The organism is Humibacillus xanthopallidus (assembly GCF_006717145.1).
GTDB lineage: Bacteria > Actinomycetota > Actinomycetes > Actinomycetales > Dermatophilaceae > Humibacillus > Humibacillus xanthopallidus.
The window spans coordinates 219,222-242,299 of sequence record NZ_VFQF01000001.1; the positions used below are offsets into that span (position 1 = coordinate 219,222).

Consider the following 23,078-nt stretch of genomic DNA (forward strand, 5'->3'; position numbering starts at 1 on the left):
CGTAGGGTGGTCGCGTGCGTATCGCGAGGTTCACGACCGGGGACGACCCGGCATACGGCATCGTCCAGGGCGACCCCGGCAACGAGGTGATCACCCCGCTGGCCGGCGACCCGCTCTACATCGGGTTCCAGCCGAGCGGCGCAGACCCCGTGCTGCTCGAGGACGTGCGCCTGCTCGCGCCCGTCATCCCGCGCTCCAAGGTCGTGGCCATCGGCAAGAACTACGCCGACCACGTCAAGGAGATGGGCGGCGAGGTGCCCGCTGAGCCGATGATGTTCTTCAAGCCCAACACGTCGGTCGTCGGCCCCTTCGACCCCGTCGTGCTGCCGGCCGGCAGCAGCGAGATCTCCTACGAGGGTGAGCTCGCCGTGGTCATCAAGACGATCACCAAGGGCGTCAAGGCCGAGAACGCCGCCGAGTGCATCTACGGCTACACCATCGCCAACGACGTGACGGCCCGCGACTGGCAGCGCACCGACGGCCAGTGGGCCCGCGCCAAGGGCTTCGACACGAGCTGCCCGCTCGGGCCGTGGATCGAGACCGCGCTCGACCCCAGCGATCTCGCCATCGTGACGACGCTCGACGGCGAGGTGAGGCAGGACGGCACGACCGCAGACATGATCCACGGCATCGGCGCGATCATCGAGCACGCCTCCGCCGCCTTCACGCTGCTGCCCGGTGACGTCATCCTCACCGGCACTCCGGCCGGCGTCGGCCTCGTCGAGGCCGGCCAGCAGGTCACTGTCGAGATCGCCGGCATCGGGTCGCTGACCAACACCTTCGTGCGTCGCTGACCGTTTCGGGCGCCCACTAGGCTGGGTCGCACCATGAGCGAGAACACCCCCAGCACCGGTATGCCGTCTTCTCCCGTCACCAGCGCCACCGCCGGCGCGCTCGACCCGAGTGCCGTCGAGCAGGTCGATGTGCGCCAGCCGCAGGGGCGCCGCGTCTCGACCTCGGACGGGTCAGGCCCCGTTCGGGTCCGCGTCGCGCCGTCGCCCACCGGCGACCCGCACGTGGGTACGGCCTACATGTCGCTCTTCAACCTCGCCTTCGTGCGCCAGCAGGGTGGCCAGTTCATCCTCCGCGTCGAGGACACCGACCGCGCCCGCTTCCGTGCCGACAGCGAGGCGCAGCTCTACGACATGCTCGGGTGGCTCGGCCTCCACTGGGACGAGGGGCCCGACATCGGGGGGCCCTTTGCGCCCTACCGCCAGTCCGAGCGACTCGACACCTACCGGCCCTACGTCGACCAGCTGCTCGAGTCGGGCCACGCCTACTACTGCTGGTGCTCACGCGACCGCCTCGACCAGATGCGCGAGGTCCAGCAGAAGACGAAGCAGCCGACCGGCTACGACCGCCTCTGCGTCGGCAAGACGCGCGAGGAGCGTGCCGCGCTGCCCGGCTTCACCGAGACGCCGGTCGTGCGCATGCTCGTGCCCGACGACGTGCCGCTCGTGTTCGACGACGTCATCCGCGGCAAGGTCTCGGCGCCGCGCCCCGACGACCAGGTGATCCTCAAGGCCGACGGCTTCCCGACCTACCACCTCGCCGTCGTCGTCGACGACCACCTCATGGGGGTCACCCACGTCGTGCGCGGCGAGGAGTGGATCAGCTCGACGCCGAAGCACGTGCTGCTCTACCGCTGGCTCGGGCTCGAGGCGCCGAAGTTCGCGCACATGCCGCTCCTGCGCAACACCGACAAGTCCAAGATCTCCAAGCGCAAGAACCCCGCCGCGCGCCTGACGTGGTTCCGCGAGCGGGGCTACCTTCCCGAGGCGCTCGTGAACTTCCTTGCGCTGCTTGCCTATCCGCCGCAGCAGGACGCCGAGGGCGCCGACGTCGAGGTCTTCTCCTTCGATGACTTCAGCCGCACCTTCGACTGGGCGAAAGTCAACCCCATCGGGCCGATCTTCGACCTCAAGAAGCTCGACTGGCTCAACGGCGTCTACATCCGCTCGCTCGACGTGGGGGAGTTCGCGAGCCGCCTGCTGCCCTACCTCATCGAGGACGGGGTGCTCGGTGAGACCCAGTCGCTCGGCGAGCTGGCCCGGCTCAAGGCCGTGGCCGAGCTCATCCAGACCCGCATGGTGCTGCTCACCGAGGCGCCGGCCCTCGTGCGTCCGTTCTTCATCAGCGACGACCAGCTCGTCATCGACGACGACGCGCGGGGCCAGCTCAAGGAGGACTCCGGCGACGTGCTCGACGCGGCGCTGCGGGTGCTCGGCGACATCGACGACCACGGGTCGGGGGTGCTCGGCACGGGCAGCGCCTGGAACGCCGCCGCCATCGAGGCCGCGCTGCGCGAGGCGATCGTCGACGGGCTCGGCATCAAGCCGCGCTTCGCCTTCGGCCCGCTGCGCACCGCGGTGTCCGGGGCGCGCATCTCGCCGCCCCTCTTCGAGTCGATGGAGATCCTCGGCAAGACCTCGACGCTCGCGCGGCTCCGGTCGTTGCGCGACTCCCTCTGACAGGTCCCCGATGCGCCTCGTCGACGTGTGGCCGTTGCACGGGCTTCGTCTGACGACAGCCGATCTCGAGCTGCGGCCGACGACCGAGGCCGAGCTGCCGCAGCTGTGCACGATCCTGCCGTCCGACCTCGAGACCGACCCGGCGGCGACGCGCTACGCCGGACTCGACGACCGCGCCAACCACCGCGCCATCCTCGCCCAGAGCTACTGGCGTGCCATGGGCACGTGGTCGACGCACGACTGGGTCGTGCCGTTCGCCGTGCGTCACGACGGGGAGCTCGTCGGCATGCAGGCGCTCGAGGGTCCGGACTGGACCTCCGACCGCACCGTCGACTCGTGGTCGTGGCTCACCACGGACTCCCGCGGCAGGGGGTGGGGCAAGCAGATGCGTGCCGCCGTGCTCGCCCTCGCCTTCGGGTCGCTCGGAGCGCGCACCGCCATCAGCTCGGCCGTCATCGACAACGTCTCGTCGCTCGGCGTCTCGCGGTCCCTGGGCTACCGCGAGACGCACGTCTCCGTCCTCGAGCACTCGGGCCAGACCCTGCGCCACGTCCGTCTCGACCGAGACGCCTGGCAGGCGTCGGGCCTGGCAGACGAGATCGTCGTCGAGGGTGTCGACCCGGCGACCCTGGCCCTCTTCGGTGGGGCGGGCGACGCGTGAGCCCGCCCGACCTGCGCGACGTGTCGGACGGCATACCGCGGCGGCTCGCTGCCGGCACCGGTGGCACGGCTCTCGAGCGCGAGCTCGACGGCGTGCAGGCCATCCTCCTCGACGTCGACGACACGATCGTCGACACCGAGGGGGCGATGGTCGAGGCCGGCACGGTGGCCGCGGCGGCCGTGTGGCCCGGGCGGGACGACGAGCACCGCGCCGTCGCGCAGCGCTACTACGACGACCCCGCCCAGTGGTTCCGGAGGTATGCCGCAGGCGACGTCGGCTTCGACGCGATGCGAGCCGGCCGGCTGGGTGAGGTGGCCCGCGCGCTTGGGCTCGACCTTCCCGACGGGGCGCACGAGCGCTACGAGGAGGCCTACGCCCCCGCCTTCCGGAGCGCCCAGCGGCTCTTCCCCGACGTGCCCGGCCTGTTGGCGGCGGCCGAGCAGGTGGGGCTGCCCGTCGCCCTGCTGACCAACTCGGCGCACGCGCCCACCCGGGTCAAGCTCGAGGCGCTCGGTCTCGTCGACCGCTTCGACGTCGTCGTCACCACCGACACCCTCGGCTTCGGCAAGCCGGACGCGCGCGTCTACCTCGAGGCGTGCCGGCTGGTCGGCGCCGACCCCGGGGTCGTCGTCTGCCTCGGCGACAGCCTCGAGTGGGACGTGCTGGGTGCGCGCACGGCCGGGCTGCGGGCGGTCTGGCTCGACCGCGCAGGGGCCGGCACGGCGCAACCGGTGGCCTCGGTGCGGGGCCTCGACGAGGTCACGACCGTCCTCACGAGCCGATTTGGGCGCGCGGTCGGGGACCGGTAGTATTCCTCTTCGGTTCACAACGCAGAAGGCCGCGAGGCGCGCTCGGAGTGAAACCCCTTGGGGTATGGTGTAATTGGCAACACTACGGTTTCTGGTTCCGTCATTCTAGGTTCGAGTCCTGGTACCCCAGCTTTGGTTCAACGTCGTTGGGCCGATTCGAAGAAACGATGCCTTCACGGTATGGTTCCTTCTCGTGCCGAGTCCGCTCGGTTCGCGCGTGGCCCCGTTGTGTAGCGGCCTAGCACGCCGCCCTCTCAAGGCGGTAGCGCGGGTTCGAATCCCGTCGGGGCTACCACGTCGCAAGGCCCGGATCCTCTTGAGGATCCGGGCCTTTGCCGTGCACCCTGGACACTCCCCGGAATGCCGTGACGCCGGTGACCGGGCAGCCCTATGCTCGGCGCGACGAGGCCGGCTGTGGGGCTCGGGGAACGAAGGAAGTCGAATGTCGGTGGCGGTGGAGTCCGAGCAGACCCCGGAGCAGGAGAAACCCGTCGAGCCGGTTCAGAGCGGCAAGCCCGCCTGGCGTGGCTGGCGCCCCATGCTCGGTCACCCCGTCCGGGTGTTCGAGCCGTCCTTCTCGGGCACCGGGCTCACGATGGCTGCCTGGTTCTTCGCACTGTCGCTCGTGCCCTCGCTGCTGCCCCGCTCCGGCATGGTGCAGGGCGTCGTCTCCGGCGTCACCGTCATCATCGGCTACGCCTTCGGAGCCGCCTGCCAGGCGATCTGGGAGTACCTCGGCATCCCGAAGCCCCGGGGGCGGTTCCGCACCGTCCTCGTCTGGGTCGCCGTGGGGCTCGGCATCTGGGCGGCGGTCTTCACCGGGTGGCGCATGGTGGGCTGGCAGAACGAGCTGCGCAGCCTCTACGGCATGGAGCCGACGTCGCCGACGATCTGGCCGACGATCCTCCTGCTGACAGTCGTCGTCGCGGCCCTGCTGCTCGTCATCGGCCGGAGCCTGCGCCTGCTCTTCACCACGGTCGTGCGCTGGCTCGACCGGGCGCTCCCGCGACGCGTGGCCGTGCTCCTCGGCTCCGTCGCGCTGCTCGTGCTCGCCTGGGCCCTGTTCAGCGGCGTCCTCGTCAACGGCTTCTTCGCCACCGCGAACAACATCTTCTCCACCCGTGACACCCTCATCGCCGACGACATGCGCCAGCCGCAGACCCCGGAGCGCTCCGGCAGCCCGCAGTCGCTCTCCGCCTGGGACGTGCTCGGTCGGCAGGGCCGCTACTTCGTCGGTGGCGGCCCGACCGTGGCCGAGCTCGACGCCGCCAACGGGGGAGGGGCCAAGGAGCCGATCCGGGTCTATGTCGGTCTGCAGGGCGCGGACACGGCGCAGGGACGCGCGAACCTGCTCCTCGAGGAGCTGAAGCGCACGGGCGCCTTCGACCGCAAGGTGCTCGTCGTGGCCACGACCACCGGCACCGGCTTCCTCGACCAGAACGGCGTCGACCCGCTCGAGTTCGCCTGGAACGGTGACACGGCGATCGCGGGTGTGCAGTACTCCTACCTGCCGAGCTGGATCTCGCTGCTCGCCGACCAGGAGGCCGTCAAGGAGACGTCACGGGTCACCTTCGACACCGTCCACCAGTACTGGTCGACGCTGCCGGAGGCGAGCCGTCCCAAGCTCTATCTCTACGGCCTGTCGCTCGGCTCCTTCGGCGTCGAGAGCATCCTGTCGCAGATCAACATCATCAACGAGCCGATCGACGGCGCCTTCATGGTGGGCCCGCCCTTCGTCAACCCGCTGCACGCCACGCTGACGGCCGATCGCGATGCGGGCAGCCCGGCGTGGCTCCCGATCTACGAGCAGGGCCGCACGGTGCGCTTCACCGCCGAGCAGAACGGTCTGGACCGCACGACCGGGCCCTGGGGGCCGACGCGCCTCGTCTACCTCCAGCACGCCAGCGACCCCATCGTCTTCTTCAACCAGAGCCTGGCCTTCACCCCGCCCGAGTGGCTCGAGGACGGCCAGCGCGGTCCGGACGTGTCGCCCCGGATGGGGTGGTTCCCGGTCGTCACGATGTGGCAGGTGCTGCTCGACCTGCCCGGAGCGGGCAGCATCCCGATGGGCTACGGCCACCTCTACTCGGCCAAGGCGAACCTCGAGGGGTGGGTCGGGGTGACCAACCCCCCCAACTGGACCCCGGAGAAGACGCAGCAGCTCGCCACCATCCTCGAGGCCCGTCCGTACAAGGACACCTGACCGGTCGTCAGTGCGAGGGCGCGTCCTCGCGGATGGTCTTGAGACCGGCCGCCGCGAGGTCGCGCATCGACGCGCCCGGCAGGTAGGCCGAGGTGAGGGCGAGACCGATGCGGGGCAGGGCCGCCTCGTCCGGGAAGACGAGGTAGACCGCCTCGCCCCGCGGCGAGAACTTCTGCTTGAAGCTCTCGAGGGAGCGGAAGCCGTAGAGCGGCTCCAGGGCCTCGCCGAGCGCGCCGAGGAGGCGGTCGAGCGGCTCGCTGTCGGCGGTGTCGCCGCCGGCGTGGGCCAGCGGCGCACCCGACAGCGACACGAGGTCGGCGCCCTGCTCCTTGAAGGAGAGGCAGGCGCTCGCGATGAGGAACTCCGTGACCGGCCGGAAGCCGTCGGGCAGGCGCCGCATGACGTCGAGGGTCCAGCCGTGCGGACGTCCGCCTGCGGCATACACCGGCAGCCAGGAGGTCACGCCGTGCACCGTGGCGTCCGCGTCGATCGCGAGCCCGACCACGGTGTCGGGGTCGAGGGCCTCGTCGACCCCGCCGAGCGTGAAGGCCATCTCGGGCAGCCCCTTGTCGCCGACCCAGAGCTCGGAGATGGCGCGCACCTGGGTGAGGATGCCGCGCGGCATGTCGGCGAGGCGGCCCTCGCGGTAGGTGATGCCCTCCTTGCCCGCGCGGTTGAGGGCCGTGCGCACGCTCTGCCACTGCTTGCCCTTGAACTCGAGCGTCGGCAGGTCGATGATCGCCTCCTCCGCCACGACGAGGTCCCGATAGCCGCGGGCACCACCCCAGCGCTCCACCTCGCCCGTGACGCTGAAGAAGCAGACGACGAGTCCCTGCGCCTCCTGTGCCTCGACGAACGCGTCGAGCACCGCCGAGCGGCCCGCCTCGTCGGCCGCGACGGCGTCTCCGAGGGCGATCGCGACGCCACGGTGCACCTGGAAGGCGACGTAGCCGAGCGGTTCGCCTGATGCGTCGCGCCGCACGAACCAGCGGTTGGCCTCCCACGTGCCCATCCACGACATCGTCGTGCCGCCGTGGGTCTTCAGCAGTGCGATGGCGGTGTCGCGGTCGTTCATCTCGGCCAGCACCGCGCGGCGGCCGCGTCGGCTCGTGCGCGCGCGGAACGCGGCCCGCCCGAGGACGAGCACGAGGATCTGGAGCGCCCACAGCACGATGTCGACGACGAGCTCGGGCACCGACGAGACGACGACGGTGCCGCCGGATCCCAGCTGGTCGGGAGCCGCGATCTCGACCCAGAGCACGACGACGGCGGCGAGCAGCGACAGTGTCGAGAGGGCACCCGCGAGGTACCACGCCCGCCGTGATCCTCGTCGCAGGCCGTTGGCGAGGAGCACCGACACGGCCGCACCCACGAGCACGGTGATGGCGTTGCTGTCCGAGGTCGTGGCTCCCAGGGGCCCGTCCGAGGGCACGAAGTAGAGCAGCAGGCGCACCGCCGCGGCGATGAGGAAGGCCGTGAAGGCGACCATGCGCCACTCGTGGCGCGAGAAGCGGGCACCGGTCAGCACCGGCCGCCGGCCGACGAGGAAGGGGCCGAGCGCGAGGCCGAAGCCGACGGCGAGGAGGTGCTCGAGGTCCCAGAGCACACCGATGTAGAGGAAGGAGAGCACGACGTAGAGCGAAAGGAGCAGCCGGAGCCGCCCGCGCCACGGCGGGCGCAGGGTGACGGTGGCCGCAGCAACGGCACCGAGGGCGCCGGCACTGAACCCCGTGTCGAGTGCTTCAGCGGTGCGCTGCGCCCAACCCCAGCTCGTGCTCGACAACGGCAGCAGGACGAAGGCCGCGCCGAGGACCCCGACGAGGTGGGCCGACACTGCGGCGACCGCGACCCGGCGGGTGCCGAGGCGCCACTCGGACCAGCCGAGGAGCACGGCCGCGCCCGCAGCCACCGGGAGGTACTGCGCGGGGGTGAGCGCGAAGAACGCGCCGGTGAGCGGGGTCCACCACCGGCCGTCCTGGAACGCCGGCAGCCCGTAGGCGACCGTGCCGAGCAGCGACCGGTCCTCCAGCGGGTCCCACAGCGTCTGCGTGGCGATGCCGATCGCGACCATCAGGGCGACGACCCCGATGGTGAAGGGGACGGCTCGTGCGATCCGTCCGGCGCGCGCGGCCACCGCCTCGTCGGTGTCGTCGCTCGTCACGTCGCTGGTCACATCGGTCCCCTTGCCGTCGGCGCAGCCCATCGTCTGGGGTGGATGCTAGCGCCGTCGCAGCGCCGGAGAAGGTCCGTCGCCAGGACGGCCGGCCGCTCAGGAGTCGCGGGCCTCGAACCGCTGGGCGCTGAGGGCCTCTTGCGCGACGCGGCGCAGGGCGATGACGACGGGGTCGGTCAGCACGTTGCCGATGATCGCGTGGTGCAGGGCGTCGGCCGGCGACATCGCCGCCAGCTCGGGCACGACGTCGGCGTCGGCGACGCGGGTCATGGCGGCATACCAGCTCGTGAGCGTGGCATCGGAGATCGGCCAGCCGGCTCGCTCGGCCGCCGAAAGGGCTTGTGCCAGCTGGGTGCTCGCAGGTGAGCCCGCGCAGTCCGGCAGTCCGAGGGCGGTGATGCGGGCGATCACGCCATCGGGCGGCGGGCCGCCAGAGGGCTGGCGCAGCACGTCGTGGGCGGTGCCGAGGAGCAGGTGGCGACTCTCGGGTGGTAGGTCGAGCGCGGTCACGACCTCGCGCACCCGGTCGATCGACAGCCTCCCGACGTCGATGAGGGTGCGCACGAGCCGGACCCGCTCGACGTGCGCGTCGTCGTAGTCGGCGCGGGTCGGCCCCTGCGAGCGGCCGGGGTGGAGCAGACCCTCGCGCAGGTAGTACTTGAGGGTGGGGATGCTGACGCCCGTCGCGTCGGCGAGCTCCGAGATCCGCATGGCACCTCCAGGGTTGACATTGGATAGTATGGCTGTCCAATATTGGATAGGAACACTATCCACGGAGGTTCGCGTGTCAGCACCCATCCCGTCCGCCTTGCCTGCCCCGCCCACCCAGTCGGGCACGCCGTCGAGCGCAGCGGCGTTCCAGCGCCAGAGCCACGACCACGACGGTGCGCTCGCCGTCTTCCTCATCGGCATGCGCGTCAACCAGCCGTGGCGCCCCGACCTGTGGGCGCCGGTCTTCGGAGCCATGCCGCGCATGCTCACCGAGCTGTATGCCGCGAAAGCGGCCCACGCGCGGGGCGAGGCCGCCGACCTCGGCTTCCTCGACGGGCGCACCCTCATCGGTGCCGGCGGCCCGACCCTCGTGCAGTACTGGCGCAGCGCCGAGGACATCTACGCGTACGCGAGCGATCGTGCCCGCGAGCACCACCCGGCCATGCGCGAGTTCTATGCGCGATCGAGGCGGGCGAGCGGCGCCGTCGGCATCTGGCACGAGACCTTCGCCGTGCCGGCGGGGGCCCACGAGAGTCTCTATCTCGCGATGCCCCCAACCGGCCTCGGCAAGGCCTTCGGTGTTACGTCAGACGTGCGTCGGCGCCGGCACGCCCGGCTGGCCGCGGCAGGTTAGGCCGAGGGGCCGACCGCCTCGATGCCGGTGTTGGTGGCGGCGTCGGTGCCGGTGTTGGTGTTGCTGCCGGTGTCAGTGTTGGTGTCGGTGCCACGGCCGGTCACGCCCTGGAGCCGGTCGATGTGCTCGGAGGCCTCGGCCTTGGTGAGGTCGGCGGGCAGGGTCTCGCCGGCCTCTCGCGCCAGGGTCTCGAGGTAGCTGCGCTGCGCCCCGGTCATCGCCTCGTCGCCGGTGACCCAGTCGTCGGGGTCCTTGATGGTGCTGCTCCCGCCGGCGGGAGCACCCCCTCCGATGACGTCGACCTCGGGCTCGTTCGAAGGTGTGTTCGATTCGCTCATGACGCTCTCCTACCCAGAGCGAGCGCACCTGCACCACACGGGCTCGAGCGGGCGGCGTCTCGGCGGGGCCGCGGCTCAGCCGAGCTCGCGCAGCCCCGGCAGGACGTCGGCCGAGAACTGCTCGAGGAAGCGCCCCTGGTCGTGGCCGGGAGCGTGGAAGACGATGTGGTTGAAGCCCCAGTCGACGTACTGCCGCACGGCTTCGACCGCCTCCGCCGGGTCGCTCGTGACGATCCACCGCTTGGCGATGTCCTCGTCGGAGAGCTCGTCGGCGAGGCGCTCCATCTCAATGGGGTCGTGGACGCCGTGCTTCTGCTCCGCACTGAGCGACAGCGGCGCCCAGAAGCGCACGTTGTGCAGCGCGTGAGCGTGGTCGCGGTCGTAGGAGAGCTTGATCTCGATCATCCGGTCGATGTCGTCGCGGGTGCGGCCCGACTTCTCCAGACCCTCGTCGACGGCGGGCAGCAGCTTGTCCTCGTAGAGCTCCCGGCCCTTGCCGGAGGTGCAGATGAACCCGTCACCCGACCGGCCGGCATACTTCGCGACGAGCGGCCCGCCGGCAGCGACGTAGACAGGCACGGGCTGCTCCGGGCGGTCGTAGACCGAGGCGCCGTGGGTGCGGTAGAACTCGCCCTCGAACTCGACGCGGTCCTCGGTCCAGAGCCGGCGCATGAGCGTCACGGCCTCACGGAGGCGGGCGAAGCGCTCCTTGAAGTCTGGCCACGGCGACCCCGCGGCACCGACGGCCACCTCGTTGAGCGCCTCACCCGTGCCGATGCCGAGGACGACACGTCCGGGGTGGAGGGCGCCGAGGGTGCCGAACGCCTGGGCGACGACGGCGGGGTTGTAGCGGAACGTCGGCGTCATCACGGACGTTCCGAGCACGACCCGCTCGGTGCGCTCACCCGCGGCCGCGAGCCACGCCATGGCGAACGGAGCGTGCCCGCCCTCGTGCCGCCACGGCTGGAAGTGGTCGGAGATGAAGACCGAGTCGAGCCCGACCTCCTCGGCCTGCACGGCAAACGTGACGAGGTCGCGGGGGCCGAACTGCTCCGCTGACGCCTTCCAACCGACCTTGAGCACGGTGCCTCCTGTGGTGACCTGGGGTGTCCGGGTCAGCCTACGTCCGCGCGGTCGCGCGTCGTCAGGGCAGCGGCAGGGGCAGGGGTATGCCGTCCGGCGGGCTCCGGTCAGTGGCTCACCAGTGCACGACGACCTTGTCGCCGATGCGGACCTCGTTGTAGAGCTGGATCAGCAGCGGCTTGTTGCGCACGTTGACGCAGCCGTGCGAGGCGCCGGAGTAGCCGAGACGGGCGAAGTTCGACGAGTAGTGCACGGCCTGGCCGCCGGAGAAGAACATCGAGTAGGGCATCGGCGTGTGGTAGAGGTTCGAGATGACGTCGACCTTCTTGAGGTAGACCGAGAAGACGCCCTCGCGGGTCGGCAGCTCATCGCTGCCGAAGCGGACGTCGAAGCCGTACTGCGGCACGCCGTCGACGACCCAGGTCAGGCGCCGGGTCGACTTGCTGATGCACATGACCCGTCCGGTCATGCAGCGCTCGTCGACGTCCCAGGAGACGGCCGTGGGCTTGGGCTTGGCCTCCGGCGGCTTCGGCTTGACGTTGGCGAGCTCGTCGGCGGTCGGGCGGCGCGTCATCGCGATGAGCTTGTCGTAGGTGCGCTCGTCGGCCTGCCCGGTGACGGGGTAGCCCCGCTTCGCCTGGAAGCCGCGCACCGCGGCGACCGTCTTGGTGCCGTAACGGTCGGAGACGTCGCCGGCGAACCAGCCGATCTGGCGCAGGCGGGCCTGGAAGGCGCGGACCTTGGGGCCGGTGTCGCCCTGCTCGAGGATGATGGCGGGCGGTGGCGCCGGCTTGGTCGTCGGGGTCGGCTTCGCCGTCGGGGTCGGCTTGTCGGTGACCGTGGGCTCGGGCGTCAGCGGCTGCGCGCTCGTCGTCGGCACGGCCGTCGAGGTGGGGGACTCGGAAGGCGACCCAGTGGGGGACTCGGTGGGGGAGTTGGCGCTCGACGGGGGAGCGGTCGCGGACGAGGACTGCGCGACCTTCGTCGGGCTCGCGGTCACGGCGGCGTCGGGCGTGCACGCGGTCGCGGTCAGCGCGACGGCGATCGCTGCGCCGACGGCGAGGAGCCGGCGAGCGACACCGGCTCTCGTGGTCACCTGCTGCATGGTCTTTCCCCTGTCGACACTGGCGCCGCTGCCGGCACCCATCATGCGCACGGTCACCGTCGACCGCACGCTCAACAGACTGACGCGACCTAGGCCGCTCAGGTTGTCGCCCCGGCGCACTGGGTCCAGATCGTGACCGATCCGTTGCCTTGGAGCGCAGCGTGGCGTTGTGCGTGGCGTTGGACCGGGCGTTTGACGGGGCGGCACGACCCGGCCCCGCCCGCGCGTCAGGCGTTGTGCTGCTGCTGCTGTTGCTGCTGCATCGCGTGGTGACGGCGCAGCACCTCGGTCAGCTTGTTGGCGCCGGCGACGACGGTCGCGGCGTGCAGCCGACCGGGCTGACGCGAGAGGCGCTCGATGGGGCCGGAGATCGACACGGCGGCGACGACGCGACCCGACGGGCCGCGTACGGGAGCGGACACCGAGGCCACCCCGGCCTCGCGCTCGGCGACGCTCTGGGCCCAGCCGCGGCGACGGACGCCGGAGAGAGCGGTCGCCGTGAAGGCGGCGCCCTGCAGACCGCGGTGGAGCCGGTCGGGCTCCTCCCAGGCGAGCAGCACCTGGGCGGCGGAGCCGGCGAGCATCGAGAGCGTCGCCCCGACCGGGATCGAGTCGCGCAGGCCCACGGGCCGCTCGGCAGCGGCGACGCAGATGCGCTGGTCGCCCTGTCGACGGAAGAGCTGCGCGCTCTCGTTCGTGTGGTCGCGCAGCGCCCCGAGCACCGGTCCGGCGGCCGCGAGCAGCCGGTCCTCACCTGCGGCGGAGGCCAGCTCGCCGAGGCGCGGTCCGAGCACGAAGCGACCCTGCATGTCGCGCGACACGAGGCGGTGGTGCTCGAGCGCGACGGCGAGGCGGTGGGCGGTCGGACGGGCCAGACCCGTGGCGCCGACGAGCTGCGCGAGGGTGGCCGGACCGGCCTCCAGCGCCCCGAGCACGGTGGCTGCCTTGTCGAGTACGCCGACCCCTGAAGAGTTGTCCATGCACTGATATTGACGTCTCAGGCACTGAGACGTCAATCCATGGGGTACACAAAGGGTCCACGCTGGCGGATGAGCGACGTCGCGACCGGGTCCTCGGTGGCGCGCGCTCGCCCTGAGTCACGACGGCAGCAACAGCGGCACGAGCGGGCATGAGCCCCCGCGAGCGGAAGGTTGGAGATGGCAGGCACACTCGCCGAGAAGGTCTGGGACGCACACGTCGTGCGACGTGCCGAGGGGGAGCCCGATCTCCTCTACATCGACCTCCACCTCCTCCATGAGGTGACCAGTCCCCAGGCGTTCGACGGCCTGCGTCTCGCCGGCCGGCCGGTGCGCCGCCCCGACCTGACCCTCGCGACCGAGGACCACAACGTCCCGACGACACCCGGCCCGATCACCGACCCCGTGTCGAAGGTCCAGGTCGAGACGCTGCGCCGCAACTGCGAGGAGTTCGGGGTCCGCCTCTATCCGATGGGTGACGCCGACCAGGGCATCGTCCACGTCGTCGGCCCGCAGCTGGGCCTGACGCAGCCCGGCATGACCGTCGTCTGCGGCGACAGCCACACCTCGACCCACGGCGCCTTCGGAGCGCTCGCCTTCGGCATCGGCACCTCCGAGGTCGAGCACGTGCTCGCGACGCAAACACTGCCGCTCAAGCCGTTCCGCACCCTGGCCGTCAACGTCCGGGGTGCCCTGCCCGACGGGGTGACCGCCAAGGACGTCGTGCTCGCCGTCATCGCCAAGATCGGCACCGGCGGCGGTCAGGGCTATGTCATCGAGTACCGCGGCGAGGCCATCGAGGCGCTCTCGATGGAGGCGCGCATGACGGTCTGCAACATGTCGATCGAGGCCGGCGCCCGCGCCGGCATGATCGCCCCCGACCAGACGACCTTCGACTACCTCCAGGGCCGCCCGCACGCTCCGACGGGCGCCGACTGGGACGCCGCAGTCGCAGACTGGACCGCGCTCCGCAGCGATGACGACGCCGTCTTCGACGCCGAGGTCGACCTCGACGCCACCGAGCTGACGCCCTTCGTCACGTGGGGCACGAACCCCGGCCAGGGCCTGCCGCTCTCGGACTCGGTGCCGGACCCCGAGTCCTTCGCCGACGAGAGCGACCGCGTCGCTGCCGCCAACGCCCTCGCCTACATGGGGCTCGAGGCGGGCACGCCGCTGCGCGACATCAAGGTCGACACCGTCTTCGTCGGATCGTGCACCAACGGCCGCATCGAGGACCTCCGCGCCGCCGCGGCCGTCGTCAAGGGCCACCAGGTCGCCGACGGCGTGCGGATGCTCGTCGTGCCCGGCTCGGCCAAGGTGCGCCTGCAGGCCGAGGCCGAGGGCCTCGACGCCGTCTTCACCGAGGCCGGCGCCGAGTGGCGCCTGCCCGGCTGCTCGATGTGCCTGGGTATGAACCCCGACACGCTCTCGCCGGGTGAGCGCAGCGCGTCGACGTCCAACCGCAACTTCGAGGGGCGGCAGGGCAAGGGCGGTCGAACCCATCTCGTCAGCCCGCTCGTCGCGGCGGCCACAGCCATCCGCGGCACGCTCTCGAGCCCGTCCGACCTCGACACCCCCGCCGGCGAGCTGGCGTCCGCCACGGCCGCGGCGTCCGCAACGACCGCTACCACCGGAGAGGCCTGAGCCATGGACGCATTCACGACCCACACGGGTGTCGGCGTGCCACTGCGGCGCAGCAACGTCGACACCGACCAGATCATCCCGGCCGAGTACCTCAAGCGGGTCACACGCACCGGCTTCGAGGACGGCCTCTTCGCGGCCTGGCGCAAGGACGAGTCCTTCGTCCTCAACAGCCCGGTGTATGCGGGCGGCTCGGTCCTCGTGGCGGGCCCCGACTTCGGCACGGGGTCGAGTCGCGAGCACGCGGTGTGGGCCCTCATGAACTGGGGCTTCCGGGTCGTCATCAGCTCGCGTTTCGCCGACATCTTCCGTGGCAACAGCGGCAAGCAGGGGCTGCTCACCGCGATCGTGTCGCAGGACGACGTGGAGCTGATCTGGAAGTACCTCGAGAACAACCCGGGAGCCGAGATCACGGTCGACCTGGTCTCGCGCACCGTCCACGCCGGCGAGATCGTGGCGCCCTTCGAGATCGACGACTACACCCGCTGGCGTCTGCTCGAGGGTCTGGACGACATCGGGCTGACCCTCCGACACGAGGACGAGGTCACGAAGTTCGAGGCGTCTCGGCCCGCTCACAAACCGGTGACCACCCTCGCCTGACGGGCCCTGCCGGACAGCTCGCTCCTGACTCAAGAACGACGAATCCCACTGCTGCGCAGTGGGATTCGTCGTTTCTGCGTCCTCCCGACTCTGCGCCGACGCCAGTGCCGGCGGCGGGCCGAGAGCCTTCTCAAGGCGTCAAAGTGCTTGCGACACAACGAAAGAGACACATAGCGGTGATGGACGTGTCCCCCGACTCGGCCTAACGTCAGGAGTTAGCCGGACCTGCTCCGGACTCACATCCCGTCGGGTCGCCTGACACCGACAGTCCTCTGGAGGGGAAGACGTGAACAAGGCAGAACTGATCGACGCACTCGAGGTGAAGCTCGGCAGCAAGAAGGTGGCGTCCGATGCGCTCGAGGCCTTCCTCGACGTCGTCATCCGTGAGGTCGCCAAGGGCGGCAAGGTCGGGATCACCGGCTTCGGCACGTTCGAGCGCGCCGACCGCGCGGCCCGCACCGGCCGCAACCCCAAGACCGGAGCGACGGTGCGCATCAAGAAGACCCGCGTGCCGAAGTTCCGCTCGGGCACGAACTTCAAGGAGGTCGTGGCCGGCTCCAAGAAGCTCGCCAAGGACCAGCCTGCGGCCTCGCGGGCGTCGGCCGGCTCCGCCACCCCGGCGAAGAAGACCGCGACCAAGGCCGCCGCCACCAAGACCGCCGCGAAGAAGACGGCCACCAAGGCTGCTCCGGCCAAGCGGGCCACCGCGACCAAGGCGGCCCCGGCCAAGACCGCGACGCGCAGGACGACGACCGCGACCAAGGCGGCTCCCGCCAAGACCGCGACGCGCAGGACGACGACCGCGACCAAGGCGGCCCCCGCCAAGACCGCAGCCAAGACGACGACGACGCGCAAGGCCACGACGGCGACCGCGACCAAGGCTGCGCCCGCCAAGACCGCGGTGAGGAAGACCGCGACCAAGGCCGCGCCGGCCAAGACCGCGGTGAAGAAGGCGGCGACCAGGGCCGCCCCCGCCAAGACCGCAGCCAAGACGACGACGACGCGCAAGACGACGGCGAAGAAGACCACGTCGCGCTGAGCCTTCTGCTGGACCGCACGTCCACCCCTCACGTGCAGGGCGGGCCGCGGCCGGGTCACCCCCGGTCGCGGCCCGTCGTCACGTCATGGGTCGCCATGTGTCACCACGTGACGGGAAGGGTCACCTCGTCTCGCTAGAGGTGCGGGGCGACGCGCGAGGTGTCAGCGGATGCGCTGGTCGTGCCCGATACCGACGATGCGCATCGCGACGACCATGTCGTCGACGACCTCGACGGTGAGGCGCTGACCGCTGCGCAGCAGCCGGAGCCCACTGTCGTCGAAGGTGTGGGCGTCGAACGCCAGCCGCACGCCGTCGTCGCGCAGCACACTGCCCGTCCGGGTCTCGGGGTCGAAGCTGTGCACCGTGGCCTGCATGCTCCTGATCCAACCAGATGCCCGGTCGGCGAGGAGGGCGCTCGTCCTTCGGCCGAGCCCGATCCGGCGGGCTGCGGCGAGGCTCGGGGCATCGTCGACGTCGGTGCGCAGGCTCGGCAGGTCGAGCTCGAGGCGCACCGCCCCGTCGGCCGCGTGGCGAGCCGCGCTCTCGGGCCCGAAGCGCGGCTCGAAACCTGACCCGCACCGGAGCACGGTGCCGGTGCCGGCAGCATCGGGCACGAAGGACTCCCCGGCCTCCAGGGCGGCCGACAACGCGCTGGCGAGGTCGGCCGGTCGCAGCGCTGGCACGTCGCCGAGCAGAGCCGCCGTCAAGCGGCCCGTGGGGGTCGAGGCCTCGCCGGTTCTCACCGCGGCGTTGAGCCCTGCCCCCGGGTCGTCGAGGACGACCACGCCACGGGGCCGCCACGTCGTTCGCACACCGTCGTCGGAGGTCACGACCACGACCCTGCTCGCACCCACTGCTGCGACGGCGGCCGCGATGGTGTCGTCGGCTATGGCCCACGAGAGCATCTCGCGGTCAGCGCCGACTGCGGGTCCGAGGCGCGACTTGCCCTGTGCCGTCCGCTTCACGGGGATGACGACGTGCCAACGGTGCTCAGGCCCTAGGAGGCCGCCGTGCGGCACGTCTGAGGGGCTCGGAGGAGTTCGCGGCGTCGAGGCCGGGCCGGTGGCTGGCTTAGGGGGGGTTTGGCTCATGCTGGCGAACATCGTGCCACTCGCGGGCTACGCTGCTCGACACCACGTCGCGGGGTGGACAAGATGAACCTGCGCGACCCGCACGACCCGCGTGACCCCGAGCGAGGGCTCGAGGTCACGCACCTCGCACGGCGCCCGCCGTGCGCACGACGAGGAGGATCAGACAAACGTGGCTGGTGCCCGCCGAGCAGGCCTTCCGTGGGCCTACCGGTTCGCCGAGATCCTGGTGCGGCCGTGGCTGCTCCTGCTCACGAAGCGCGACTGGAGGGGCGCCGAGAACCTCCCGAGCGAGGGCGGCTTCGTCGTCTCGCCCAACCACATCTCGTATGCCGACCCGCTGCCCTTCGCGCACTACATGTTCGACAACGGCCGTCCGGCATACTTCCTCGCCAAGGAGAGCGTCTTCCGCGTGCGCGGCGTCGGCTGGCTGCTGCGCAAGGCAGGCCAGATCCCGGTCTACCGCAACTCGTCGGCCGCCACTGACGCCTTCCGGGCAGCGGTCGAGGGGGTGCGCGCGGGCAAGCCGGTCGCGATCTTCCCCGAGGGCACGATCACCCGCGACCCGGACCTCTGGCCGATGCGTGGCAAGACCGGGGCCGCCCGCGTGGCCCTGGAGACGCGCTGCCCGCTCATCCCCGTCGCGCAGTGGGGGGCGCAGGAGATCCTCTCTCCCTACGGCCATCGCCCGTCGATCTTCCCCCGCAAGACGATCCGGGTCATCGCCGGCCCACCCGTCGACCTCACGGACCTCTACGGCCGGCCGCTCGACACGAAGGTGCTGCGCGAGGCGACCGACCGCCTCATGGACTCCATCACGACCCTCCTCGAGGAGCTGCGTGGGGGTTCCCGGCCCGACGAGCGGTTCGACCCGCGCCTGCACGGGGTGCCGGAGATCGGCGACCCGCTGCGCCACGAGGACATCGGGCGCATCGCTCGACCACGCTCCGACGAGAGGGACAGGGCATGACGCACGTCGCGGTCATGGGCAGCGGCAACTGGGGCACGGCGTTCGCCGCGATCCTCGCCGACGCAGGGTGCCGGGTGACGATGTGGGCGCGGAGGGCCGAGACGGCCGCCGCGATCAACGCCGGGCACAACGCGGGCTACCTTCCCGAGCTCGACCTGCCGGAGGCGGTGCGCGCCACGACCGCGCCCGACGAGGCGCTCGAGGGCGCCGACATCGTCGTGCTCGTCGTGCCCTCACAGACGTTGCGCGACAACCTCTCGCAGTGGGGCGGGCACATCCCCTCCGGCGCTCCCGTCGTGTCGTTGATGAAGGGCGTCGAGCTGGGCACGACGATGCGCATGAGTCAGGTCATCGCCGAGGCCGGGAGCATCGAGGACGACCGTGTCGTCGTGCTCTCCGGCCCCAACCTCGCGCCCGAGATCGCCCGCAAGCAGCCCGCCGCGGGCGTCGTCGCCTGCCGCGACATGGCGACGGCCGAGCGCGTGGCCGCGGCCTGTGCGACGCCGTACTTCCGGCCCTACACCGACACGGACGTCGTGGGTGCGGAGGTCTGCGGCGCGACGAAGAACGTCGTCGCGCTCGCCTCTGGCATGGCTGAGGGCATGGGCTTCGGCGACAACACCAAGGCCACGATCATCACCCGGGGCCTGGCGGAGACGACCCGGCTCGGGCTGGCGCTCGGGGCCGACCCGCAGACCTTCATGGGCCTGGCCGGGGTCGGCGACCTCATCGCCACGTGCATGTCGCCGCTGTCGCGCAACCACTCCTTCGGCGTGCGCCTGGGCCGTGGCATGACGGTCGAGCAGGCGGCCGCCGAGATGCGTCAGACGACCGAGGGCGTCAAGTCCTGCGAATCGATCCTCACGCTCGCCAAGCAGCACGACGTCGACATGCCGATCTGCGAGCAGGTCGTGGCCGTCATCCGCGACGGCCACTCCGCGAGCGAGGTCGGCCCGCGTCTCATGTCGCGTGACCTCAAGGCCGAGAAGCGCTGAGCCCGCCGGTCGCCCGGCTCCTCAGACCCACATACCTGAAGTTTGGGGGTCTGACGGGCGCTGCCGAGCGACGACCGTTGGTCGACGAGGCGGGCCGACAGACCGGGGTGGCACGGCGTGTCGCTCCTCGACGTCGAGCAACGGTCGTCCGCCGGTTGGCACCGACACGGAGACCGTATGCCGTCCGCCCCCTCGGGCGCGAACCTCCAGACCCACAAGGTGCTCGGGCCAGCGCGGGCGCCGCACGGGCCGGGCGGCATACCTGAAGTTCGGGGGTCTGACGGTCGGCTGCCGAGCGACGACCGTTGGTCGACGAGGCGGGCCGACAGACCGGGGTGGCACGGCGTGTCGCTCCTCGACGTCGAGCAACGGTCGTCCGCCGGTTCGCACCGACACGGAGGCCGTATGCCGTCCCCCCACTCGGGCGTTGACCGCCCAGACTCACATAGTGCTCGGGCCAGCGCGGGCGCCGCACGGGCCGGGCGGCATACCTGAGCTTGTGCGTCTGACGGTGCCGTCAGATGGCGTCAGACGGCGTCGAGGGCCTGCTCGAGGTCGGACCAGAGGTCCTCGACGTGCTCGATGCCGACGGAGAGCCGCACGAGGTTGACCGGCACGGCCGTGGACTCGCTCGGGTGGCGGCGGCGCCGCTCGAGCTGCGACTCGACGCCGCCCAGGCTCGTCGAGTGCAGCCAGAGACGCGTCGCGGCACACAGCCGCTCGGCCGCTGCGGCGTCGTCGCCGACCTCGATGGCCAGCATCGCGCCCGACCCGGGGTAGCGCACCCGCCGGACCGCCGGGTGCCCGGCGAGCCGCTCGGCGAGCACGGCCGCGCTGGCGCAGGCCCGCTCGAAGCGGACGGCGAGCGTGCGCAGCCCGCGGAGGGCGAGGTAGACCTCGAGCGGCCCGGCGATGGCGCCGTGCAGGGTGCGGTGCCTCTGCAGCCGCTCACCGAGGGCACGGCCGCGCTCCGTGTCGGCGACGACGGTCGCCCCGAGCACGACGTCGCTGTGCCCCGACAGGTACTTCGTCACCGAGTGCACGACGATGTCGGCGCCCAGCTCGAGCGGCCGCGACAGCAGCGGCGTCGGGAGCGTGTTGTCGACGACGCTCGTCACCCCGAGCTCGCGCGACCGGGCGAGGACGCGCTCGAGGTCGATGACGTCCATGAGCGGGTTGGTCGGCGACTCCAGCCAGAGCAGGTCGGCCCCGTCCAGCGCGGCGACGAAGCCCGCGGTGTCGCTCGCGTGCAGCCGCACGACCGTGCCACCCGCCTCCTCGAAGGCGCGCAGCAGGTCTCCCGTGCCGTTGTAGGTCTGGTCGGGCGCGACCACGGTGCCGCCCGGCGCGACGAGCGACAACGCGGCGGAGATCGCGCCCATGCCGGAGGCGTGCACGAGCGCCCGCCCGCCCTCGAGCTCGCCGAGGGTCGACTCGAAGGCGTTCCACGTGGGGTTGCCGACGCGGCCGTAGTTGACCGGCCCGTCGGCGGCATACGTCGACGTCAGCTCGACGGGCACGTTGACCGAGGCCCCCGGCGCGCGCCCCGGCCGCCCCGATGCGACGAGGACGGTGTCGACGTGGAGGGGACCGTGCGCGTTCTCGAGGGCCATGGCGCCAGCGTACGAGGGACCGCGGGAGGTGCCCGCTAGAGTTCCGTCTGATGACCACGGACCAGCCCCAGCCCGCCCAGCCGAGCCGCCGCCCCCGCGTGGCCATCGTCTTCGGAGGTCGCTCCTCCGAGCACGCCGTCTCGTGCGCCACCGCCGCCGGCGTCCTGCGCGCCATCGACCGCAGCAAGTACGACATCGTGCCGATCGGCATCTCGCGCGACGGCCAGTGGGTCCTCACGGAGGACGACCCGTCGCGCTTCGAGCTGACCGCCGGGCGCACGCCCGAGGTCGAGTCGAGCGCCGCGCACGTCGTGCTGCCGCTCTCGACGCGGGAGACCTCCCTGACCGTGCTGGAGGCCGGGCAGCCGCCGCAGGAACTCGGCCAGGTCGACGTCGTCTTTCCGCTCCTGCACGGGCCCTTCGGCGAGGACGGCACCCTGCAGGGCTTCCTCGAGATGTCGGACGTGCGATATGTCGGCTCCGGGGTGCTCGCCTCCGCCGCGGGCATGGACAAGCACTACATGAAGGTCGTCTTCGCCGGCCACGGCATCCCCGTGGGGCCGTATGCCGTCATCACCGACCGCGCCTGGCGCTCGGACCGCGCCGCCGCACTCGCGTCGTGCGAGGGCCTTCGCTACCCGCTCTTCGTCAAGCCGGCGCGGGCCGGGTCGTCGATGGGCATCACGAAGGTCGAGAGCCCGACCGAGCTCGAGGCCGCCGTCGAGACGGCGCGCGAGCACGACCCCAAGGTCCTCGTCGAGGAGGGCATCGCCGGCCGCGAGATCGAGTGCGCGGTCCTCGAGGGGCACGGCACGGACGCGCCGCGCACCTCACAGGTCGGCGAGATCGCCGTCCACGACAACCACGCCTTCTACGACTTCGAGGCGAAGTACCTCGCCGAGGCCGACGTCGACCTCAGCTGTCCGGCCGACGTGCCCCCCGAGATCTCCGACGAGGTGCGCCGGCTCGCTGCGGCCGCCTTCGAGTCGCTGGGGTGCGAGGGCCTGGCCCGCGTCGACTGCTTCTACACCGAGGACGGTCGCGTCCTGGTCAACGAGATCAACACGATGCCCGGCTTCACGCCGACGTCGATGTATCCGCGGATGTGGGCGGCGACCGGCCTGACCTATCCCGAGCTCATCGACGAGCTGCTCGAGCTCGCCCTCGAGCGACGCACCGGGCTGCGCTGACCCGACCCCGGTTCGAGGTGATCCCGGCGCCCACGTGGGTGCCGGGATCACCTCGAACCAGGGTGACGAGGGCTCAGGTGCAGTGCCGGCCGTTCGTCGGCAGCGACGAGGCGACGGGCGAGAAGGCGGGCAGGAGCAGCGGCACAGGACCGTAGGCGCCGGGGGCGAGCACCTCGATCGCGGGGTCGCGTCCGTAGGTCGTGGCCATGGACCCGTCGCTGAGGGAGCGCACGACCCAGTCGACCCCGTCGACCGTCACGCAGTCGTCGGTGGTCGGTCCGAGGGGCTCGAGGCCGCAGCGGGCGATGACCGCCGGGTCACCCCACGCCGCCACCGACCCGGACTCGGGGTCCGTCGTGACCCGTGCGCGGCCCGCCACGGTGGCAGGCCAGGACGCCGAAGCGCAGACGGGCGCGGCAGACGCTGGGGCGAGCGCCACCTCGGGAGCGCGCGAGCAGGAGCCGAGCAGCACGACGGCGACGCAGCAGAGCGTCGCCGTCGTGAGCGTGCGTCTCAGGGGGAGCCCCAGGGTGGGTCTCAGACGTGGACCACCGTGCAGGTGAGCGTGCGCGTGATGCCGGCGACGTCCTGCAGCTTGGCGATGACGAGCCGCCCGAGGTCGTCGACGTTGGACGCCTCGACGCGGGCGATGACGTCGTAGGGGCCGGTGACGTCCTCTGCCATCGTGACGCCGGAGATCGCTGCGATCGCCTTCGCGACGCTGGCCGCCTTGCCGACTTCGGTCTGAATCAGGATGTAGGCCTGAACCACGTGTCA

Annotated in this window: 22 protein-coding genes and 2 tRNA genes; 14 read left to right on the top strand and 10 right to left on the bottom strand. The window is 71.4% G+C overall.

The annotated features are described in order from the left end of the window. Positions 1-14: 14 nt before the first annotated feature. From FHX52_RS00975 to FHX52_RS01005, 7 genes are all read left to right on the top strand, one after another. Positions 15-794 carry a fumarylacetoacetate hydrolase family protein gene (locus FHX52_RS00975; RefSeq protein ID WP_141819116.1) on the top strand — a complete coding sequence of 260 codons (780 nt, stop codon included), beginning with the start codon at positions 15-17 and terminating at the stop codon, positions 792-794. Positions 795-827: 33 nt separating this feature from the next. Then, on the top strand, positions 828-2,471 hold the full coding sequence (gene gltX, locus FHX52_RS00980) for a glutamate--tRNA ligase (protein WP_281287858.1): 1,644 nt from the start codon (positions 828-830) through the stop codon (positions 2,469-2,471). Between the two features lie 10 nt (positions 2,472-2,481). Further along, a complete protein-coding gene (locus tag FHX52_RS00985) occupies positions 2,482-3,132 on the top strand; it encodes a GNAT family N-acetyltransferase (protein WP_141819118.1) in 651 nt (216 codons plus the stop codon). Beyond that, positions 3,129-3,941 carry an HAD family hydrolase gene (locus FHX52_RS00990; protein ID WP_246069552.1) on the top strand — a complete coding sequence of 271 codons (813 nt, stop codon included), beginning with the start codon at positions 3,129-3,131 and terminating at the stop codon, positions 3,939-3,941. Before FHX52_RS00985 ends, FHX52_RS00990 begins: the two co-directional genes overlap by 4 nt. Before the next feature lie 58 nt (positions 3,942-3,999). Next, positions 4,000-4,071 (top strand) — tRNA-Gln (locus tag FHX52_RS00995). Positions 4,072-4,160: 89 nt separating this feature from the next. Further along, positions 4,161-4,236 (top strand) — tRNA-Glu (locus tag FHX52_RS01000). A gap of 147 nt (positions 4,237-4,383) precedes the next feature. Then, the gene (locus tag FHX52_RS01005) at positions 4,384-6,144 is read left to right on the top strand and encodes an alpha/beta hydrolase (RefSeq protein WP_141819120.1); all 1,761 of its coding nucleotides are present in this window, start codon (positions 4,384-4,386) and stop codon (positions 6,142-6,144) included. 7 nt (positions 6,145-6,151) lie between these two features. On the opposite strand, the gene FHX52_RS01010 is transcribed toward FHX52_RS01005, so the two are convergent. Together FHX52_RS01010 and FHX52_RS01015 are read right to left on the bottom strand one after the other, a co-directional pair. Beyond that, entirely contained in the window at positions 6,152-8,317 is a 2,166-nt protein-coding gene (locus tag FHX52_RS01010; RefSeq protein WP_221630421.1) for a bifunctional lysylphosphatidylglycerol flippase/synthetase MprF, read from the bottom strand. Positions 8,318-8,413: 96 nt separating this feature from the next. Continuing rightward, positions 8,414-9,028 (bottom strand): MerR family transcriptional regulator, encoded by a 615-nt coding sequence (locus tag FHX52_RS01015; RefSeq protein WP_185747026.1) that lies wholly within the window; start codon positions 9,026-9,028, stop codon positions 8,414-8,416. A 73-nt stretch (positions 9,029-9,101) separates the two neighbouring features. On the opposite strand from FHX52_RS01015, the gene FHX52_RS01020 reads away from it, so the two are divergent. Further along, positions 9,102-9,662, top strand: coding sequence for a DUF4188 domain-containing protein (locus tag FHX52_RS01020; RefSeq protein ID WP_246069553.1), 561 nt, complete (start codon positions 9,102-9,104; stop codon positions 9,660-9,662). Here the strand turns inward: FHX52_RS01020 and FHX52_RS01025 are convergent. From FHX52_RS01025 to FHX52_RS01040, 4 genes are all read right to left on the bottom strand, one after another. Beyond that, positions 9,659-10,000, bottom strand: a complete 342-nt coding sequence (locus FHX52_RS01025) for a DUF3072 domain-containing protein (protein WP_141819128.1) — start codon at positions 9,998-10,000, stop codon at positions 9,659-9,661. The two genes, FHX52_RS01020 and FHX52_RS01025, sit on opposite strands and share 4 nt — an antisense overlap. Positions 10,001-10,075: 75 nt before the next feature. Further along, a complete protein-coding gene (fgd, locus tag FHX52_RS01030) occupies positions 10,076-11,083 on the bottom strand; it encodes a glucose-6-phosphate dehydrogenase (coenzyme-F420) (RefSeq protein ID WP_141819130.1) in 1,008 nt (335 codons plus the stop codon). A 115-nt stretch (positions 11,084-11,198) separates the two neighbouring features. Continuing rightward, the gene (locus FHX52_RS01035) at positions 11,199-12,179 is read right to left on the bottom strand and encodes a L,D-transpeptidase family protein (protein WP_246069554.1); all 981 of its coding nucleotides are present in this window, start codon (positions 12,177-12,179) and stop codon (positions 11,199-11,201) included. Positions 12,180-12,415: 236 nt separating this feature from the next. Continuing rightward, on the bottom strand, positions 12,416-13,168 hold the full coding sequence (locus FHX52_RS01040; RefSeq protein WP_020142814.1) for an IclR family transcriptional regulator: 753 nt from the start codon (positions 13,166-13,168) through the stop codon (positions 12,416-12,418). Between the two features lie 177 nt (positions 13,169-13,345). On the opposite strand from FHX52_RS01040, the gene leuC reads away from it, so the two are divergent. From leuC to FHX52_RS01055, 3 genes are all read left to right on the top strand, one after another. Further along, on the top strand, positions 13,346-14,809 hold the full coding sequence (gene leuC, locus FHX52_RS01045; RefSeq protein ID WP_141819134.1) for a 3-isopropylmalate dehydratase large subunit: 1,464 nt from the start codon (positions 13,346-13,348) through the stop codon (positions 14,807-14,809). 3 nt (positions 14,810-14,812) lie between these two features. Continuing rightward, the gene (gene leuD / locus FHX52_RS01050) at positions 14,813-15,406 is read left to right on the top strand and encodes a 3-isopropylmalate dehydratase small subunit (RefSeq protein ID WP_141819136.1); all 594 of its coding nucleotides are present in this window, start codon (positions 14,813-14,815) and stop codon (positions 15,404-15,406) included. Positions 15,407-15,692: 286 nt separating this feature from the next. Then, positions 15,693-16,445 carry an HU family DNA-binding protein gene (locus FHX52_RS01055; protein WP_141819138.1) on the top strand — a complete coding sequence of 251 codons (753 nt, stop codon included), beginning with the start codon at positions 15,693-15,695 and terminating at the stop codon, positions 16,443-16,445. Between the two features lie 161 nt (positions 16,446-16,606). Here FHX52_RS01055 and cofC read toward each other — a convergent pair whose 3' ends face one another. Further along, positions 16,607-17,548 carry a 2-phospho-L-lactate guanylyltransferase gene (gene cofC / locus FHX52_RS01060; RefSeq protein WP_342777885.1) on the bottom strand — a complete coding sequence of 314 codons (942 nt, stop codon included), beginning with the start codon at positions 17,546-17,548 and terminating at the stop codon, positions 16,607-16,609. A 157-nt stretch (positions 17,549-17,705) separates the two neighbouring features. Between cofC and FHX52_RS01065 the strand changes: the two genes are divergently transcribed. Both FHX52_RS01065 and FHX52_RS01070 read left to right on the top strand, forming a co-directional pair. Beyond that, the gene (locus FHX52_RS01065) at positions 17,706-18,503 is read left to right on the top strand and encodes a lysophospholipid acyltransferase family protein (RefSeq protein WP_141819142.1); all 798 of its coding nucleotides are present in this window, start codon (positions 17,706-17,708) and stop codon (positions 18,501-18,503) included. Beyond that, positions 18,500-19,498, top strand: a complete 999-nt coding sequence (locus FHX52_RS01070; RefSeq protein WP_141819144.1) for an NAD(P)H-dependent glycerol-3-phosphate dehydrogenase — start codon at positions 18,500-18,502, stop codon at positions 19,496-19,498. Before FHX52_RS01065 ends, FHX52_RS01070 begins: the two co-directional genes overlap by 4 nt. A 527-nt stretch (positions 19,499-20,025) precedes the next feature. On the opposite strand, the gene FHX52_RS01075 is transcribed toward FHX52_RS01070, so the two are convergent. Continuing rightward, positions 20,026-21,111: a trans-sulfuration enzyme family protein gene (locus tag FHX52_RS01075; RefSeq protein WP_141819146.1), complete on the bottom strand. Its 1,086-nt coding sequence runs from the start codon at positions 21,109-21,111 to the stop codon at positions 20,026-20,028. A gap of 50 nt (positions 21,112-21,161) precedes the next feature. Between FHX52_RS01075 and FHX52_RS01080 the strand changes: the two genes are divergently transcribed. Further along, positions 21,162-22,301, top strand: a complete 1,140-nt coding sequence (locus FHX52_RS01080; RefSeq protein ID WP_141819148.1) for a D-alanine--D-alanine ligase family protein — start codon at positions 21,162-21,164, stop codon at positions 22,299-22,301. 73 nt (positions 22,302-22,374) lie between these two features. Here FHX52_RS01080 and FHX52_RS01085 read toward each other — a convergent pair whose 3' ends face one another. Together FHX52_RS01085 and FHX52_RS01090 are read right to left on the bottom strand one after the other, a co-directional pair. Beyond that, positions 22,375-22,680, bottom strand: a complete 306-nt coding sequence (locus tag FHX52_RS01085) for a DUF3515 family protein (RefSeq protein ID WP_246069555.1) — start codon at positions 22,678-22,680, stop codon at positions 22,375-22,377. A gap of 158 nt (positions 22,681-22,838) precedes the next feature. Further along, positions 22,839-23,072, bottom strand: coding sequence for an Lrp/AsnC ligand binding domain-containing protein (locus FHX52_RS01090; RefSeq protein ID WP_141819150.1), 234 nt, complete (start codon positions 23,070-23,072; stop codon positions 22,839-22,841). Positions 23,073-23,078 lie beyond the last annotated feature (6 nt).